General features: G+C 66.4%; 13 protein-coding genes. 9 read left to right on the forward strand and 4 right to left on the reverse strand.

Annotated features, from left to right (window positions below; all coding sequences use genetic code 11):
* Positions 1-49 precede the first annotated feature (49 nt).
* On the reverse strand, positions 50-853 hold the full coding sequence (locus B116_RS0102480) for a hypothetical protein (protein ID WP_027659121.1): 804 nt from the start codon (positions 851-853) through the stop codon (positions 50-52).
* Positions 854-1,046: 193 nt separating this feature from the next.
* Positions 1,047-1,739, reverse strand: a complete 693-nt coding sequence (locus B116_RS0102485; protein WP_012014480.1) for a Crp/Fnr family transcriptional regulator — start codon at positions 1,737-1,739, stop codon at positions 1,047-1,049.
* Positions 1,740-1,998: 259 nt separating this feature from the next.
* Between B116_RS0102485 and B116_RS0102490 the strand changes: the two genes are divergently transcribed.
* The 3 genes from B116_RS0102490 to proC all read left to right on the forward strand — a co-directional run bounded on the left by B116_RS0102490 (position 1,999) and on the right by proC (position 4,608).
* On the forward strand, positions 1,999-2,505 hold the full coding sequence (locus B116_RS0102490) for a polyadenylate-specific 3'-exoribonuclease AS (RefSeq protein ID WP_027659122.1): 507 nt from the start codon (positions 1,999-2,001) through the stop codon (positions 2,503-2,505).
* 187 nt (positions 2,506-2,692) lie between these two features.
* Entirely contained in the window at positions 2,693-3,721 is a 1,029-nt protein-coding gene (locus B116_RS0102495) for a 6-phosphofructokinase (RefSeq protein ID WP_018721472.1), read from the forward strand.
* A gap of 68 nt (positions 3,722-3,789) precedes the next feature.
* Positions 3,790-4,608, forward strand: coding sequence for a pyrroline-5-carboxylate reductase (gene proC, locus B116_RS0102500; RefSeq protein WP_018721473.1), 819 nt, complete (start codon positions 3,790-3,792; stop codon positions 4,606-4,608).
* A 94-nt stretch (positions 4,609-4,702) separates the two neighbouring features.
* Here proC and B116_RS0102505 read toward each other — a convergent pair whose 3' ends face one another.
* Entirely contained in the window at positions 4,703-8,986 is a 4,284-nt protein-coding gene (locus B116_RS0102505) for a GH92 family glycosyl hydrolase (RefSeq protein ID WP_027659123.1), read from the reverse strand.
* 305 nt (positions 8,987-9,291) lie between these two features.
* On the opposite strand from B116_RS0102505, the gene B116_RS0102510 reads away from it, so the two are divergent.
* From B116_RS0102510 to B116_RS0102530, 5 genes are all read left to right on the forward strand, one after another.
* A complete protein-coding gene (locus B116_RS0102510) occupies positions 9,292-10,533 on the forward strand; it encodes an ABC transporter substrate-binding protein (RefSeq protein WP_027659124.1) in 1,242 nt (413 codons plus the stop codon).
* A 104-nt stretch (positions 10,534-10,637) separates the two neighbouring features.
* Entirely contained in the window at positions 10,638-11,534 is an 897-nt protein-coding gene (locus tag B116_RS0102515) for a carbohydrate ABC transporter permease (RefSeq protein ID WP_026321569.1), read from the forward strand.
* Complete coding sequence (locus B116_RS0102520) at positions 11,531-12,424, forward strand: carbohydrate ABC transporter permease (RefSeq protein ID WP_018721477.1); 894 nt, start codon at positions 11,531-11,533, stop codon at positions 12,422-12,424. Before B116_RS0102515 ends, B116_RS0102520 begins: the two co-directional genes overlap by 4 nt.
* Position 12,425: 1 nt before the next feature.
* A complete protein-coding gene (locus B116_RS0102525; protein ID WP_027659125.1) occupies positions 12,426-13,703 on the forward strand; it encodes an AGE family epimerase/isomerase in 1,278 nt (425 codons plus the stop codon).
* Complete coding sequence (locus tag B116_RS0102530) at positions 13,700-14,662, forward strand: carbohydrate kinase family protein (protein ID WP_027659126.1); 963 nt, start codon at positions 13,700-13,702, stop codon at positions 14,660-14,662. The genes B116_RS0102525 and B116_RS0102530 overlap by 4 nt, the downstream gene beginning before the upstream one ends.
* Positions 14,663-14,737: 75 nt before the next feature.
* Here the strand turns inward: B116_RS0102530 and B116_RS0102535 are convergent, their stop codons facing one another.
* The gene (locus tag B116_RS0102535; RefSeq protein WP_026321570.1) at positions 14,738-15,754 is read right to left on the reverse strand and encodes a LacI family DNA-binding transcriptional regulator; all 1,017 of its coding nucleotides are present in this window, start codon (positions 15,752-15,754) and stop codon (positions 14,738-14,740) included.
* Between the two features lie 783 nt (positions 15,755-16,537).
* Here B116_RS0102535 and B116_RS0102545 point away from each other — a divergent pair.
* Positions 16,538-18,160, forward strand: a complete 1,623-nt coding sequence (locus B116_RS0102545) for a glycosyl hydrolase family 18 protein (RefSeq protein ID WP_027659127.1) — start codon at positions 16,538-16,540, stop codon at positions 18,158-18,160.
* The last annotated feature ends 102 nt before the right edge of the window (positions 18,161-18,262 follow it).

Genomic DNA, 18,262 nt, shown 5'->3' on the forward strand with positions numbered 1-18,262 from the left:
ACCGGGGTGGGGGTGCCTGCGTGATCGGGGCCAGGAAGCCCAGCTCAGATCAGACGACGGCGCCGTCGTCCGGGTCGTGTTCGTCTCGGTCACCGGGGCGGAGCCGGCAGACCAGGGTGACGAAGCCGGCGAGGATGCTGGTGAAGCCGAGCAGGGTGACAATTCCCGGGTCTACCGGGAGTAGCGGCGGGTAGAGGAAGAGCAGGAAGCCGACCACGATGGCCAGAGTGCCGAGCGCGGCGTACTTGGAGATGCGGGGTAGCGGTGGGGGCGGGGGTGGCGTGTACCGCTCCGCCTCCTCCTCCTCGTCGTCGGGTAGGTCCGCGCCGAAGGTGTCCAACCCGTCGAGGAGCGATGGCTCCTCCTCCCGTCCTTGGCTGATGGAGACGCCGGAGACGTCCCCTGCGTAGGGCAGCCGCCGCGTCTCGGTGGTGGCCCGACCGGCCCGGTCGTCGTCCACGTCCTCTGCGACGGGCCACCGATTGTCACGACCGCTGGCAGAGGTGGTGTGGAACCCGGCGACTATCCGTGCCCATTCGGCCTCGATGTCGGGTTCATTGTCCCGGGTCCGGTCGGTGGCGCCTTCGTCGGCGAGTTGGGTCAGGTAGTCGCGAGCGGTTCGCAGGTGGGAGCGGTCCACGTACAGCCGGTCGATTGGCCGGGGCGGGACAGTGGTTGTACGGGTGACCGGGTTGAGGTCGGCCGAGGGTTGTAGATATGCGGCGATGCCGCCGGCGGCGAGCACGTCAAGAAGATGCTCCCCGACTCGGGGATCCACATCCCCGGCGATCGCGTATTCGCTTGCGTCGATTCCGTTGTCCCGCCGTCCCCGGCGGGCCCCACCCGCTGACACCGGACAACCTCCTCATTGCGCGCCTGGGGTGCGCTCCCGAAGCCCTCTCGGCGTTTGTGTCCGCCGTGCCTTGAATCGTGACACGCCGGGGACCGGTTGCGGGAGTGCGTTCGGTCGCGTCTTGCGATCGGAGTGGTCGCCGGGCGAGCCGGCCGGGGTCGTTTGCCCGCCCCGGCTCCGATCGTACGTGCCGTCAGCGCTCGCTCATACCGGCGCGGCGGCGTAGCGACGCCACGTCGGTCACCACGATCCGGCGACCCTCGGTGCGTAGCCAGCCCCGGCTGGCGAAGGAGCCGATCGCCTGGTTGACGCTCTGCCGGGAGCCGCCGGCCATCTCGGCGAGCTGGCTCTGGTTGAGCTCAATGGTGATCATCGGGGCTTGGCTTTCACCGGCCAGGCGGACCAGCGTCTTGGCCACCCTTCCGGGCAGATCGAGGAAGACGTGGTCGGCGTTCTGCTCGGTCAGCCGGCGGATCAGGCTGCCGAGGGAACGCATCACCGCGTCGAGGATGCGCGGGTTTGAGTGCACCAACTCCATGAAGGCGCCCCGGGACAGGGCGAGGGCCGCGCAGTCCTCGATCGCCTCGGCGGACGCCGATCGGGTGGAGGCGTCGAGCAATGAGACCTCGCCCAGCACCTCCGGTGGCCGGATCACCGACAGCACTGCCCGCTCACCGGTCGGAGCTGTGCGAAAGACGGCCACCGCGCCGCGGCGGAGCACAATCAGGGACTCGCCCGGGTCGTTCTCTACGAAGAGTAGTTGCCCCTTGCGGTAGGTGCGTGGCACCGCCGCTGCGATTACCCGTTGCCGGGCTTCTGGCTCGAGACCGGCGAACATTTCGACGCCCGTGAGCGCATCACCCGGCTCCGGTAGGCGCACCTCCACGGCCCAACCCCTCCCCGGTCAAGGACCCTTGACTCGCGTACCGGGTAAACCTGACAGGGACTGCCAAGGTGCTCCGACGCCTCCGGTAGCGGTACACATCAGATCATGACGGCCTGGTCGCTTGCTGTACACCCCTCAATTCGTTTGCGTGACCTTCGAGACCTATCCGAGACCAGTTCTGACCTGCGAGGACGCGGAGCGCTCCGGCCGGCGGCACCCACCCGGCCCGGCCGTGGCGGCGTACGTCAGGATGGCGGTGATGGTTTATCGCTACTTCTATGACTGCGAGTTCATCGAGGACGGCCGCACCATCGACCTCGTGTCGATCGGCATCGTCGATGAGTACGGCCGTGACTTCTACGCCGTCTCCACTGAGTTCGACGGCTCCCGGGCGGTGCCCTGGGTGCGTCGTAATGTGCTGAGTCAGTTGCCGTCGCCGGCGGATCGGGCTTGGCGGTCCCGCACGCGGATCCGGGACGAGCTGGAGGAGTTCCTGTTGGAGCCGGTCCGGGACCGTCCCGGCGAGCAGCTGGAGCTGTGGGCGTGGTACGCGGCGTACGACCACGTGTCATTGGCGCAGCTGTGGGGGGCGATGACGGCGTTGCCTCGTCAGATCCCGCGCTTCACCAAGGATCTGCGCCAGCTCTGGGACGACCGGGGCCGCCCGACGCTGCCGGACGCGGACGCAGCTCGGCATGACGCGCTGGTGGACGCGCGACACAACCTGGCTCGGTGGCAGGCCATGACAGGATCGGGCCGACGTTGATCAGATATCGCTCGGGGGCTGGCTACCGCTTGGTAGCCAGGGGCGCGGTGTCAGCGCATACCGGACGGGACTACAGTTCGCAATGACGGCCCGCCCCGGGCCGGCAATGGCGCCGATGGTCTGTTTCGACACATATCCTGGGGCTTAACCGGGCTTTACCCAATGTTCCCAGGAGGATGAGCAGATCATGCGTATCGGCGTGCTCACCGGCGGCGGCGACTGCCCCGGTCTCAACGCGGTCATCCGGGCGGTGGTTCGGAAGGGCGTGGCCAACTACGGTCACGAGTTCGTGGGCTTCCAGGATGGCTGGAAGGGCCCGCTCGAGGGTCTTTCTCGCCCGTTGGGAATCGCGGAGGTGCGGGGCATCCTGCCGCGTGGCGGTACCATCCTGGGCTCCTCCCGGACCAACCCGTTCAAGATTGAGAACGGCGTTGAGCGGATCAAGGAGAACCTCGCCACGCAGGGCGTTGACGCGCTGATCGCGATCGGCGGCGAGGACACCCTTGGTGTCGCCACCAAGCTGCACGAACTCGGCGTCAACGTCATCGGCGTACCGAAGACGATCGACAACGACCTGGGCGCCACCGACTACACCTTCGGCTTTGACACCGCGGTCAACATCGCGATGGAGGCTATCGACCGGCTGCACACCACCGCCGAGAGCCACCACCGCACCCTGGTGGTTGAGGTGATGGGTCGGCACGCTGGCTGGATCGCCCTGCACGCCGGTCTCGCCGGTGGCGCCAACGTGATCCTGCTGCCGGAGCGGCAGTTCGACGTGAACCAGGTCGCCGGCTACGTCGAGAAGCGTTTCCAGCACCAGTACGCCCCGATCGTCGTGGTCGCCGAGGGCGCCCACCCGCTCGAGGGGCAGATGGTCCTGCACAACCAGGAGCTGGACGCCTTCGGCCACGTCCGCCTCGGTGGCGTCGGCCAGTGGCTTGCCGAGCAGCTTGAAGCCAAGACCGGCAAGGAAGCCCGTACCGTCGTGCTCGGCCACATCCAGCGCGGGGGCACACCGACCGCCTTTGACCGGGTGCTCGCCACCCGGCTCGGTCTCCAGGCGATCGACGCCGTGCACGAGGGCGACTGGGGCAAGATGGTCGCGATGCAGAGCACGGACATCGTTCGCGTGCCGCTGGCCGAGGCCACCCGTGAGCTGAAGACCGTGCCGCTGGAGCGGTACGCCGAGGCCGAGGTCTTCTTCGGTAGCTGATCGTTGCACCGGTGCGCGGCGGGCCTCGGCCCGCCGCGCACCGGCCTACGCTGGAAGAGGTACGGCCGATGGCGGATACCGTGCACCCGGTCGCGGTCATTGGGGCTGGCAAGATCGGCGAGCTGGTCCTCTCTGGCCTGCTGCGCTCGGGCTGGCCGGCAGAGCGGCTGTTGGCCACCACCCGGGGGCAGGCGCGAGCCGAGGAGTTGGCCCTCCGCTACGGCGTACGGGTGGTCGATAACCACACGGCGGTGGCCGAGGCCGAGGTGCTCGCGATCGCGGTCAAGCCGCAGGACGCGGCTGCGCTGTTGGACGAGATCGGCCCGAAGATTCCGGCCGATAAGCTGGTCGTCTCGCTCTGTGCCGGTCTGCCCACCAGCTTCTTCAGTCGGCGGTTGGCCGCAGGTACCCCGGTGGTGCGGGTAATGACCAACACTCCGGCTCTGGTTGACGAGGCGATGTCGGCGATCTCCGCCGGGGAGCACGCCACCGGCGCGCACCTGGCCCTGGCCGAGGAGATGTTCTCCCCGCTCGGCCGGACCCTGCAGGTCCCCGAGTCGCAGCAGGACGCGGTGACCGCATTGTCGGGTTCCGGGCCGGCGTACTTTTACTTGCTGGTGGAAGCGATGGTCGACGCGGGCATCCTGCTTGGCCTGCCTCGGCAGGTCGCCCACGAGTTGATCGTGCAGACCGCGATCGGGTCGGCGGTCATGCTGCGCGACTCCGGCGAGCACCCAGTAAAGCTGCGGGAGGCGGTCACCTCGCCCGCCGGTACCACCATCTCCGCCGTCCGTGAGTTGGAGAAGCACGGGGTGCGAGCGGCGCTGTTGGCCGCCTTGGAGGCGGCCCGGGACCGGGCCGGGGAACTGGCCGCCCAAGCCGACTGAGCGGCAACGGCCGTCGAGGCGAGACCGGCCCCGAGGGGAACCCTCGGGGCCGGCAGTGGGGCCGGCCACCTGTCAGCGGCCGGCCCCCGAATCGTTACAGGTCCTTACACTGCCCGGAGGTCGGTCCCCGCACCGTGTTCGGCACGCCGTTGTCGGTGGGCGCAACGGTGTTCTGAGAACACGACAGCGGTCCGCCGACCGACCCCGCCGCGATCACCGGCGCCTGGTTGTGCGTCAGGACCGTCGGTCCGGCGACGGTGGTGCGTTCGATGCTCACCTCGCCGGCCACGTGGGACACCGTCAGCGGCCCACCGATCTGGACCTCCCGGAGCACTACCGCCTCGGCACCCTTGACGGCGACCGGACCGGAGATGGTCGAGTCGACCGCGTAGAGCGCGGCGCCGGCCCGCACCGTCACCGGTCCCTTGACGGTCGCCTCGGACAAGCACGTCACCCCGGAGTCGATCTTCAGAGGGCCCTTGACGGTGCCGCTGACCGTCTTCGTGCACTCCGGTGACGCCGTGGCGAGCAGCTCGACCTCGGCGAGGACGGGGACGGAGTCGCCGCCCTCGGGGGTGAGCCGGTAGTGCAGGTACCGCCCGGGCCGGTCTACGGCGAAGGACCGGGTCTGCAACCGCCAGGTGAACTCCTCACCCGCACGGCTGTCGATGGTGGTCCAGGTCTCCCCGTCGTAGGAGCCCTGCAGGTGCCAACCCACCGGGTCGGTCCCAGTCTCCGGTCCCGACGTGAGGGTGTAGTGCAGGACCCGCTCCGGGGCGCCCGCTACCGCCCACTGCACCGGCGCCGTCACCGGAGCCGAGGTGGTGGAGGTGTTGTCGCCCAGCGCCGCCGGACCACCGGTCACCGCGATGTCGGACATCGGTCGGGGGGTCGCACCGGAGGCGGTGAGCGACGGCGGGAGGTCCTCCTCGCCGCTGCCCCAGGAAGACGGCTGCGAGCCCATCTTGAAGTCCAGCACCGCGCCATCGGCCAGCACCTCGTGTGAGATCGAGGTCTGGTGGTACGACTTCCCGTTGACCTTGAGGCCCTGCACGTAGACGTTGTCGGCGCTGTTGTTCGGCGCGTTGACGACGATCTTCTTGCCGTTGTCCAGGTGCACGGTGGCCTTCGTGAACAGCGGTGAACCGATCACGTAGTTCTCGCTACCCACCTGGAGCGGGTAGAAGCCCAGCGCGCTGAACAGGTACCACGCCGAGGTCTCGCCGTTGTCCTCGTCGCCGGCGTACCCCTGGCCGATCTCGCTGCCGATGTACAACCGGGACAGCACTTCTCGTACGATCTTCTGCGTCTTGGCCGGCTGGCCGGCGTAGTTGTACATCCAGGGGATGTGGTGCGACACCTGGTTGCTGAAGCCCCACATGCCCATCCGGACGTCCCGCGCCTCCCGCATCTCGTGGATGACCCGGCCGTACGAGCCGGGGAAGGTCCCCGTCTCCGGCGTGGCGAAGAACTCGTCCAGCTTCTCGGCCAGCGCTTCCCGTCCGCCGTACAGGCTGGCAAGGCCTTCGCCGTCGTGCGGGACGTGGAAGGCGAAGTTCCACCCATTGGTCTCGGTGTAGTCGTGCTCGTGCCCCCACACGTGCGGCTCGTAGTTCTCCGGCGTCGACTTCCACTCCCCGGACGCGTTGCGTCCCTGGAAGAACTCGATCGCGGGGTCGAACATGTGCACGTAGTTCAGCGCCCGGCTACGGAAGTACTCCGCCTCCTCCCGGTAACGGGACCGGTCGGCCTCCGGGGTCTCCGGGTCCTCGGCCAGTTCGGCGGCCATGTTCGCGATGCCGAAGTCGTTGATGTAGCCCTCCAGCGCCCAGGAGACGCCTTCGGAGACCGCGGTCGAGGTGTACCCGTCGAAGATCGATTCCGGCAGGCCCTTCCGGCCAACGCTACTGTTGTTGGCGTTCCCGGGCGGCACGACGGTGGCGTTGCGCACCGCCGCGTCGTACGCGTCCCGTACGTCGAAGTTGCGTACCCCCTTGACGTACGCGTCGGCGAACGAGACGTCCGAACTGGTGCCGGTCATCAAGTTCCGGTAGCCGGGGGCCGACCACCGTGACACCCAACCACCGTCCCGGTACTGCTGGACGAAGCCGTCAACGAGTTCACCGGCGGTGGTGGGGCTGAACAACGCGTACGCCGGCCAGGTGGTGCGGTAGGTGTCCCAGAAGCCGTTGTTGACGTACACCTTTCCGGCCACCACGTCCGCACCGGTCTCGGTTGGTGTGGTTCCCGGCGGAAGGGTGCTCGAGGTGGACGACTGCACCGCGTGCTTCCACACCGGAGCGTCCGCGGTTCCGACGTTCTCGTGCGCGGAGTTCGGGTAGAGGAAGAGTCGGTAAAGGTTGGAGTACAGGGTCACGAGCTGTTCGTCGGTAGCCCCCTCGACCTCGATGACCTTGAGCTTGTCGTCCCAGAGGTCCTGGGCGCGGTCGCGGACGGTGTCGAAGGTGTCGTTCTCAGCGATCTCCAGCGCCAGGTTCTTCCGAGCCTGGTCGAGGGAGATCAGCGAGGTTGCGATCCGCAGTGTTACGACCTTCGAACTTGAGGTGTCGAAGGCCAGGTAGCCGGTCACGTCGTCGCCACCGCCACCGGTCAACCCGCCGTGGGCGACGACGGGGCGGTCCACGGTGCCGTAAACGAACATCCGGGTGGCGCCGCTGCCCAGCCGGGCGTCGGAGAAGCCGGTCACGGTGCCGTCGGCGTTGAGGGTCAGACCACCCTGGTTGTTGAGATTGTCGAAGATCACGTTGCCGCGGTCCCCGGTGAAGGTGAAGCGGAACATCGCGGCATGGTCGGTGGGAGCGATCTCCGTCTTGAGCCCGTTGTCGAAGGTCACCCCGTAGTAGTGGGGTTTGGCCGTCTCGTTGGCATGTTGGAAGGCCAGGGCCCGTGCCGTCCTGTTGGCGTTCGGCTTGTCGCTGGCCGCCGACGGCATGATCTGGAAGGTCTGCCGGTCACCGATCCACGGGCTGGGCTCGTGGCTGGCGGTGAACGCCTGGATCGTCGGCCGGTTGTCGGCGTTGTTGTCCCGTTGGTACTGGTAGACCCAACTGTTCGAGCCGGCGTTGGTCATCGGCGTCCAGAAGTTGAAGCCGTGCGGCACCGCGGTCGCCGGGAAGGTGTTTCCCCGGGAGAAGTCTCCGGTGGAGTTCGTACCGCGGGTGGTCAACGCGTAGTCGGAGAGCCGGTCGTAGGTGGGGCGCTCGGGGTTCCCGGTCACCCGGATGTCGTCCACCCAGCCCCGGAAGGCGCCGGGGCCGGTGCTGCTGTCGTACCCGATCAGAATTCGGTCGATCCGCTTCCCCGCGGCCACGTCACCGAGGGAGGATCGTTTGATGTTCCACTGGTCGGCGTAGAGCGACTTGGTGGTCCCCTGCTTCGATGGATGGAGACCGAACCCGTACTGGTCGACCGCGTTCAGGTCGCTCAGGTAGGTACCGTCGTCGAAGGCCAGGTCGACCGCGGCGTAGGTGCTCGGATAGTCGAGATCGCCCTGGGTCAGCTCGGGGAAGATCAGGTATGACAGCTCGCTGGTCGGGGTGACCTCGATGTCAACGTCGAAGATCTTGTTGTAGGCGTAGCCGCGTCCGTCAACGGTCTGCCCGCCCGAGTAGCGCAGCGCGTGTTCGCCGCTCCAGCCGGCGTTGGCCTTGGCGGTGGGGCTTCCTGCGGGCCCGTTGTCAACGACGCTGTACATCGGTGTCGGCGGCTTGGGGGTGGTGTCGCCGTTGGAGAGCTGGAGATCCGCCAGCTGGACGATGTCTGTGCCGTGGTTGGCCGTGATGTCCAGGCGGTAGTGCGAGTACTCGGTGTCGTTGCTGAACCGGTACTCCTTGGTCTGGAACCGTTCGGGGAAGTCCTGCCCGGTCTGGGTGTCCAGGGTGACCCAGGTGTCGCCGTCGGTCGAGCCCTGTAGCTCCCAGTCCTGCGGGTCCCGCTCCGGTACGTCGTTGGCGGAGGTGAGTGCGTAGTGCACCACGGTCGCTGGCGTCTCGAGCTCGGCCTGGATCCAGCCGGTGGGCTCGAAGACCAGCCACTTGGTGGACGGGTCAGCGTCGATGACTCGCCGGACGGTTTCGTTGGGCGGGTTGTCGCCGTTGGCGGTTACATCGACAATCGTGTCATTGATGCTGCCGGGGATTCCGCCGGAATTTGGGTTTCCGGTTACGCCGGACATCTTGGGCTTTCCGGCCGTGTCGGTTTCCACGGCGTTGGTCCATGTCGGCTGCGAATCGTCGGAGTCGAACGAGGAAAAGAAGTTGGTGTCGAGCGGCGGTGCTGCCGCTGCTGGCAGTTGGATGCCCGGTATCGCCAGGCCAACCGCGAGCACGGTGGCGATTGCCCTCCGGTGTCTGCCCACGTGATCCTCCAGGGGTTGTCAAGCGTGAGGGGGGTCACGCTCGATGGTCGGAGAAATCGTGTCGGCAGAAGACAACGTTGTCAATGGTGGTCAGTGTCTTTAGGGGTTTTCATGTGGCGCAGTTCATTTTCGCTGAGCCGGGATAGCTCCAATTAGAGAGTTAAGCGGCTTTTTAGGGGGTCGGCTCGTGATGTCATCGTTACCTTTTCGTGGCTGAGTCGATGTTGACGAAATTTAAGCGCAACGAAAGTGTTGTGACCCGTCAGACAACGATGTCATCCCTAGCGGGAGGAACCATGGGCAAGATGCGTAGGGCGGCCGTCGCCGCGGTTGGGGCGCTTGCGTTGCTGTCGCCCGCCGCTTGCGGTGGTGCCGACAGCGGGGCCGACCAGGAGGTGGAGGTCTTCACCTGGTGGGCCGACGGAGGCGAGAAGGCCGGCCTCGACGGTCTGGTCGCTGCCTTCGACGAGCAGTGCGACTACTCGTTCGTAAACGGGGCGGTGGCCGGCGGCGCCGGTTCGAACGCCAAGCAGGTGCTGGCCTCCCGGCTCCAGCAGGGCGATGCGCCGGACACCTTCCAGGCCCACGCCGGTGCCGAGTTGTCGGATTACATCGCGGCCGGCCAGATCGAGGATCTCAGCGCCCTGTACGAGGAGTGGGGCCTCACCGAGGCGCTGCCGCCGGGCCTGATCGACAACCTCAGCGTGGACGGCAAGGTCTACTCGGTGCCGGTGAACATCCACCGGTCGAACGTGCTCTGGACGAACACGTCGGTCCTGGCCGATGCCGGTATCGCCGCCGAGCCGAAGACGCTGGCCGACCTCTTCTCCGCGCTCGACGCGCTGAAGGCCTCGGGCATCAGCGCGCCGCTCGCGATCGGCAAGGACTGGACCCAGCTGATGCTGCTGGAGGCGGTCCTGATCAGTGACCTCGGCCCGGAGGCCTTCACCGGCCTCTGGACCGGTACGACCGATTGGAACAGCCCCGAGGTTGTCCAGGGTATGGAGAACTATAAGCGGCTACTCAGCTACACCAACACGGACCGGGACACCTACGACTGGACCGACGCCGGCAAGCTCCTCATGGACGGCAAGGCCGGCTTCTTCCTGATGGGGGACTGGGCGCCAAGCGACTTCGAGACCAAGGGCTTCGCCGACTTCGGCTACATCGCGTTCCCGGGTAACGGGGACACCTTCCAGTGGCTCGCCGACTCCTTCGTGTTGCCGCAGGGGGTCAAGAACCCCGAGGGCACCAAGTGCTGGCTGAAGACGGTCGGCAGCGCCGAGGGGCAGCAGGCGTTCAACATCAAGAAGGGCTCCATCCCCGCCCGTACCGACGTCGTCGAGGCCGACTACCCCGTCTACCAGCAGTCGGCGATCCAGGCCTGGAAGACCGGCACGCCGGTCCCGTCCTGTGCCCACGGTGCCGCCTGCTCGCAGGGCGCCATGGAGGCGGCGAACTCCGCGATCGGCAAGTTCTCCAGCGACCAGGACCTGGCGGGACTGCAGAAGGCGATGTCCGCCGCTGCCGCGCTCGGCAAGAACTAGAACGGCTCGCAGTTCCGGTAACCGCACGGCTGGCGCTCTCGCTCGGTCGTGCGGTTACCGGTCTCGGTTGACACTTGTCCGTCCGAACCCACCAGGAATCTGCCATGCTTACTCGCGTCCGGCGATGGGGACCAGGCCTTCTGCTGATCTCCCCTTCGTTACTCCTGCTTGGAGTGTTCGTCTACGGCCTCATTGGTTGGACGATAAAGGTCTCGATGTCGGATCGGCACACCGCCGCCGAGTCGGACGGATTCGTCGGCCTGAGTAACTACGTCGATCTTTTCACCAATGACATCAACGGCCGGTTCCTGCACTCCCTGCGGAATCTGCTGATCTTTACCGTCGTCTTCCTGCTCGGCACGATGCTGTTGGGCCTGCTCTGGGCGTTCCTCTTGGAACGCGGGGTTCGGGCAGAGGGGCTGTTCCGGACCGTCTACCTGTTCCCCATGGCGGTCTCGTTCGTCGCCTCTGGTGTGGTCTGGCGATGGCTGATGAACTCCGGGCAGGGTGACGACGCCGGCGGCCTGAACGCGATCTTCGGGCAGCTGAATCTTGACTTCCTGCAAAACCCTTGGTGGACCGACCCGGAATGGGGCATGGTCGCCATGGCGGTCCCGGCGATCTGGCAGCTTTCCGGCTATGTCATGGCGCTGTTCCTCGCTGGATTCCGCGGCATTCCGGCGGAGCTTCGCGAGGCGGCGGCGGTCGACGGAGCCAGCACCTTCCAGCTCTACCGGCGGGTTCTCTTCCCGCAGCTGACTCCGGTGGCACTCTCCGCGTTGATCATCGTTGGGCACATGTCCATGAAGATGTTCGACCTGATCATGTCTGTCTCCGGTGCCCAGTGGCTGACCGAGGTGCCGGCTGTCTATGTCTGGCAGACCCTGTTGACCAGTGACTACGCCAAGGCCTCGGCGATCTCGGTGATCTTGTTGCTGCTGGTCGCGCTGGTCATCGTGCCCTACCTGGTGCAGACGATGAGAACGGAGCGACGTTCGTGACCACCACGACCACTCGACGGACGTCCCCGCCGGCCGTCGCGACGCCGCCCCAAAAGCGTCGCGGTCCCGCCGCCGGCGTCATCGGACGCACCCTCCGGTACAGCCTGCTGCTGATCTTCCTGATCATCGTTCTGATGCCGGCGTACGTCCTCGTCGTGACCAGCTTCAAGTCGGGCTCTGACATCGGCGTGAACGGGCAGTGGAATCTGCCCGAGAAGTGGAGCACCGAATCGTGGTCCAAGGCGTGGACCGCCCTGGGCCCGTCGTTCGTCCGGACCTTCCAGCTCGCAATTCCGGTCGCGTTGATCTCCTCGCTGCTCGGTGCAGCGAACGGTTTCGTTCTGTCCCGGTGGCGGTTTCCCGGTGCGGACGTCGTGTTTACCCTGATCTTGTTCGGGATGTTCATCCCCTACCAGGCGGTGATGATTCCATTGCGGGATGTGGTCAGCACCCTCGGTATCGCGCCGGGCATCCCTACACTGATCTTCGTGCACTGCGTCTACGGCATCCCGATCTGCACGCTCATCTTCCGCAACTACTACGCCACCACGGTGCCGGTGGAGATGGTCGAAGCCGCATGGGTCGATGGTGCGGGCCTCCTCCGTACCTTCCGGTCAATCATCCTGCCGGTATCCATACCAGGCTTCGTGGTTGCCGTGATCTGGCAGTTCACCTCTGCGTGGAACGACTACCTGTTTGCGATCTTCCTATCCAACACCCGTAATGGGCCGATCACAATCGCGCTCAACGCACTCGCGGGAGCTCAATCCCCCGACTACGCGGCCTCAATGGCCGGGGCGCTGATCACCTCGCTGCCCACCCTGCTTGTCTACGTATTCCTGGGTCGCTGGTTTATCGGTGGGCTCATGGCGGGATCGGTGAAGAGCTGACATGACCGAAATTCTCTCCAGCCGGCGGTCGACGCCAACCGGCCCGACCCCGGACGCCGCCCACCAGCAGTTCCTCGCCAGCCAGCGCGCCGCGCTGCTGCGCGCCGCCCGCACCTCGGTTCGGCCCGAGGGAGGGTTCTGGTGGTTGAGTGAACGTGGCGAACCCGATCGGCGCCAGTCGCTGCACACCTGGATCGCCTGTCGGATGACCCACGTCTTCGCCCTGGCCCACCTGCAACAGACCCCGGACACCGCCGACGCGGTTGACCACGGCGTCGCCACGCTGCGCGGCACCCTGCGAGACACACAGCACGGCGGTTGGTTCAGCGCCGTGGAGCTGGGTGGGGAGCCAGTCACGGACCGGAAGTCCGCGTACGAGCACGCCTTTGTCCTACTGGCCGCGAGCAGCGCGACCCGTGCCGGTCGGCCCGGCGCCGGCCAGCTCCTAGACGAGGCGATCGCGGTGGTAGGCGACCGGTTCTGGGACGAGACCGCCGGTCGGACCCGGGAGTCGTGGAGTCGGGACTGGTCCGAGCTGGAGCCCTACCGTGGTGCGAACAGCAGCATGCACATGGTTGAGGCGTTCCTGGCCGTCGGTGAGGTGACCGGGGATCGTCGCTGGGGGCAACGCGCGCTGGCGATCTGCGAGCACCTAGTGCACGGCGTGGCCGCCCGACACGACTGGCGGTTGCCCGAGCACTTCACCGCCGACTGGGAAGCACAGCTGGACTACAACCTCGACCAGCCCGCGGACCCCTTCCGGCCGTACGGGTCCACGGTCGGCCACTGGTTGGAGTGGGCGCGACTGCTGCTACACCTCGAGACCGCGCTCGTTGCACCACCGCACTGGCTGCTCGAGGACGCCCGTGCGCTGTTCACCGCAGCGGTCACTCGGGGCTGGTCGGTTGACGGGGCGGATGGGTTTGTCTACACCCTCGACTGGTCGGACCGGCCAGTGGTTCGCTCCCGGATGCACTGGGTGCTGGCCGAGGCGATCGGGGCGGCGGCGACGCTTTGGCAGCGCACCGGAGACCGCTACTACGAGCACTGGTACCAGATTTTCTGGGACTACGCTCTGCGCCACCTCATTGATGACAAAACCGGCGAGTGGCACCACGAGCTGGACGAGATGAATCAGCCGGCGAACCGGGTCTGGCAGGGGCGCCCCGACGTCTACCACGCGTACCAGGCTGTCCTGCTGTCCGAGGCACCGATCAAGCCGAGCCTCGCGGGTCTGTACGTCCCGCTGGGGACAGCTCAGGTGGAGGTAGGCCGGTGATCGCGGTTGTTGGCGAGGCGTTGGTCGATCTGGTTGCGGAGGACACGGCCGGAAGCTACCGCGCCGTGCCCGGCGGCTCACCCGCTAACGTCGCGCTCACCCTGGCCCGGCTTGAGCAGCCGGTCCGGCTGCTCGCCCGGCTCGGTAGCGACGGTTTCGGCCAGCGGATCCGTGGCCACCTACACGCCAACGGAGTGGATCTGACCTGGGCAGTTTCTGCGGTCGAGTCAACCTCACTGGTGGTCGCCACACTCGACGATTCCGGCCAGGCCACTTATCAGTGCTACCTGGCTGGGACCGCTGACTGGCAGTGGACCATGGCCGAGCTGCCGAACTTCGCGGGCACCGGGCTTACCGCCTTGCACTCCGGCTCACTGGCACTCGCCCTGGCTCCGGGCGCGGCGGTCGTGGAAGACCTCTTTGTCCGGGAACGAGGTCGCGGGGAGCTCACCCTGTCAATCGACCTCAACCTGCGCCCCTCCATCGTCCCCGACCGCGTTGGGGAGCAGCGCCGGGTGGAGCGGCAGGTGCGCTCCGCGCACATTGTCAAGGCGAGCGAAGAGGACCTGGACTGGCTCTACCCAGACCGCACCATCGAGCAGGTCATGGCCGAGTGGCGGGCCGCCGGGGTGGCCTGTGCGGTGGTGACGCGTGGCGCTGACGGCAGTTGTCTGCTGGCACCGGACGGCGAGATGTACCGGCAGTCAGCCCGGCGGGGCGAGGTGGTCGATACCGTCGGTGCGGGTGATGCTTTCACCGGCGGCCTGCTCGCCGCCCTCGCGGACTTCGGTGCGCTCGGTGACCAGCCCGGTGCTCGTCTCGCGGCCGTTACCCCGGATCAGTGGCGCCAGGGGCTGCACCAGGCCAGCACCATTGCCGCGCTCACCTGCGGCCGGCGGGGGGCCGATCCACCCACGCTCACCGATGTTATGGCGGCGCTTCCCCCGGGGCCGGGATAGCGATCTGGGCCCGGCCGGCGGAGCGTCGGCCGGGTCATCGGGTGGTGATCGGCGGTCCCGGGCGGCGTCTCGGCATCAGCTTAGGCCGCGTTCAACCAGCTGCGTCGGCAGAACCGAGGTCGACGGCCACGACCGGTCCCCACCGATGCGTTCGAACAGTTGCTCCGTCGCGATCCGCGCCAGTTCGCGTTGGTCGTAGGCGATGACGGTCAACGGCCGGGGCATCAGATGGGACAGTTCGAAATCGTCGAAGCCGACCAACGCCGCGTCGCTGCCTCGGCCATGAAGCTCCTGGAGTGCGCCGAGGGTGAGGCGGTTGTTGGCGCAGAAGAAAGCAGTGGGCTGATCGGCGAGGCCGAACATTTCTGCCACCGCCCGGCTGGCCTGCTCGGGGCCCTCTATTCCACTCCGCACCAACGCCTCGTCGTACGGAATACCGGAACCCGACAACTCGGCCTGTATGCCGGCCAATCGCTCACGCATTGTGTATACGTTCAAGGAACCCAACAATATGCCGATTCGTCGGTGCCCCGCGTCGAGTAGTGAGCGGATTCCGGCGCGACTTCCGCCTTGGTTATCCAGGAGGACCACATCGGCGAGGAGCTGCCCTGGCGGTCGGTCGAGAAACACCGCCGGAAGGCCCATCTCCACCTCCTGCCGAAGAAAGGAGTGGTCCGTTCCGGCGGGAACCACGAGCAGGCCGTCCACCCGGCGCTGGACCAACTCCAGCAACAGCGTGCGTTCGCGGTCCGGATCCTCCTCCGAAGAGGCGGTGATCAGCAGTGTCTGGTGCGCCGCCGCGATCTCCGCGGCGACACCCGCGACCGTCGCGTAGAACGGGTTGGCGATTTCTTCGATGAGCAGGCCGATCGTCGCGCTGAGCTGCCGGGATCGGAGATTGCGGGCGATGCCGTTGCGCCGGAAGCCCAACTCGGAGATGGCAGTCATTACTCGTCCGGCAAGTTCCGAGCCGACGGCGGGCTCGTTATTCACCACGCGGGAGACGGTTTTGAGGCTCACGCCCGCACGCCGCGCGACATCCACCATCGTGGGCCGTCGAGGCTGGGGCAGTTTGGCCGGATGATGCTGCATGCGCCGTCCTTGTCGGCCCGTGTCGCCGGATCGGTGGGCTAGCCCGAAAATTTCTCCTGGGTCGAGTTGTCGCACAAGGGCCCGATAACTGTGTTTTCGGCCTTCCGGTGCGTCACCCGTGACCACCATAACCGTCATGCCTCACCATGCCCACCGCGGGCATCGTGGTCACCATAACCATCATGGTCACTGTAACCATCATGATCACGGCAAGCATCATGGTCACCGTAACCATCGTGAATAGCCACGCAGATAACCGGACTTTACCAGTCACTCCACTGCGAACCAACCGCAGCGTACCCGCGAAAGAGCTATCGGTGGTGTGGGCAGGCGGTTCCCTTCCGGTCGCCACTGGTGGAAATGGGTCGGTGGCGGGGTGTGCGCCCACCGGGCAGCGTCGGGTGTCGCGGGTCGATCCGCAGGCAACCGGAGCTGGTCGTCGTTCCAGTACATCCAACGTGGCCGGAGCCGATGAAGGTTGTCCGGTCCAGCCTCTCGAACGGGCCGGTGAGCCTCGGTCGGTCTGCAGCATGCGCCTCCGGGAACCTGCCTCAGCGATGGGTGTTTCCGTAATAAATGCGGGCTTTCTGCTCTATAGCTGAATTTATATATTCAATGTCTTGTGCTTGTGTCCGAGTTGCGATCAACGGGTGTGCGGCCGGTTTGCCGCTGAAATCCAGAGTGTTCCGTTGCGATGCGTGTGAACTTCTTGACGAATTTGTGGCCTGTGAGTAACGTCTCATAATTATTAAAAAAGTTTCCTAACTGTTTGAGGAGTGTTTCATGAAGAGATCACTTCGCCGGGCTCTCTGGGCCGGTGTCGTAGTCGTGCTGGCGATCGCGACTGTTCCGGTGGCCGCCGCGTACGGAGCCGGCAGCGTCACCGCCACGTTCGACCAGGTGCAGGACTGGGGGACTGGCCACGAGACCAAGGTGACGGTCACCAATGGCTCGAATGAGTCGGTGAGCACCTGGCGGATCGAGTTCGACCTTCCCGCCGGGACCAGCATCGGCGTCTTCTGGGACGCCGATGTCACCCGCACCGGGAACCACTACGTCGCGGTTAAGAAGAGTTGGGCCGGGCCACTCGCCCCGGGCGCCAGCTTCCGTTGGGGGTACAACGGGACAGGCCCCTATCAGGCGCCAATGAACTGCACCATCAACGGTGCTGCCTGCTCCGGCGGGTCCGCGCCGCCGACCACGTCACCTCCGACGACCGCGCCGCCGACCACGCCACCCCCGACGACCACGCCGCCGACCACGTCACCTCCGACGACCGCGCCGCCCAGTGGGGACCATAAGGTTGTTGGCTACTTCGCGCAGTGGGGCGTCTATGCCCGGAATTATCACGTGAAGAATATTCACACCAGTGGTTCGGCGGGGAAGTTGACCCACATTATGTACGCCTTCGGCAAAACCGCCGGTGGGCGTTGCGGGATCGGCGACAGCTACGCCGACTACGAGAAGGCGTACACCGCAGCGGACAGCGTGGACGGCGTTGCCGACACCTGGGAACAGCCGTTGCGGGGCAGCTTCAACCAACTGCGCAAGCTCAAGGCGATGTACCCGCACCTCAAGGTGATCTGGTCGTTCGGCGGCTGGACCTGGTCCGGCGGGTTCACCCAGGCGGCGCAGAATCCGACCGCGTTCGCGGAGAGCTGTTACAACCTGGTTGAGGATCCGCGTTGGGCCGACGTCTTCGACGGCATCGACATCGACTGGGAGTACCCGAACGCCTGTGGTCTCACCTGTGACTCCAGCGGGCCGGCCGCATTCAAAAATGTGGTGGACGCGCTGCGTTCCCGGTTCGGTCCATCGGCTCTGGTCACCGCCGCGATCACCGGCGATGCCAGCAACGGTGGCCGGATCGATGCTGCCGACTACGCCGGTGCGGCGCCCAACCTTGACTGGATCATGGCGATGACCTACGACTACTTCGGCGCCTTTAGCCCACAGGGTCCGACCGCCCCGCACTCGCCGCTCTACTCGTACTCCGGCATTCCGCAGCAGGGCTTCTGGTCCGATGCGGCGATCCAGAAACTGAAGGGTAAGGGGGTAGCGGCCGACAAGTTGCTGCTCGGCATCGGCTTCTACGGTCGAGGTTGGACGGGTGTCACCCAGGCCGCTCCGGGTGGTACCGCCACCGGAGCCGCTCCCGGCACCTACGAGCCGGGCTTCGATGACTACAAGGTCCTGAAGAACACCTGTCCGGTAACCGGGACGGTCGGCGGCACGGCGTACGCCAAGTGCGGCAACAACTGGTGGAGCTACGACACCCCGGCCACCATCGGAGGCAAGATGACCTATGCGAAGAACGAGGGCCTCGGTGGCGCGTTCTTCTGGGAACTCTCCGGCGACACGACCGACGGGGAGCTGATCAGCGCCATTGAGAGTGGTCTCGGCTAGGACCCCGACCGAGGCATGATCGACACGGGTGGGGGAGGAGCCGCGGAACGCTCCTTCCCCGCCCGTGTCGTTAGGCTGGCGCCTCGGCCGATGTGACAGACT

The organism is Salinispora fenicalii, from assembly GCF_000514815.1.
GTDB lineage: Bacteria > Actinomycetota > Actinomycetes > Mycobacteriales > Micromonosporaceae > Micromonospora > Micromonospora fenicalii.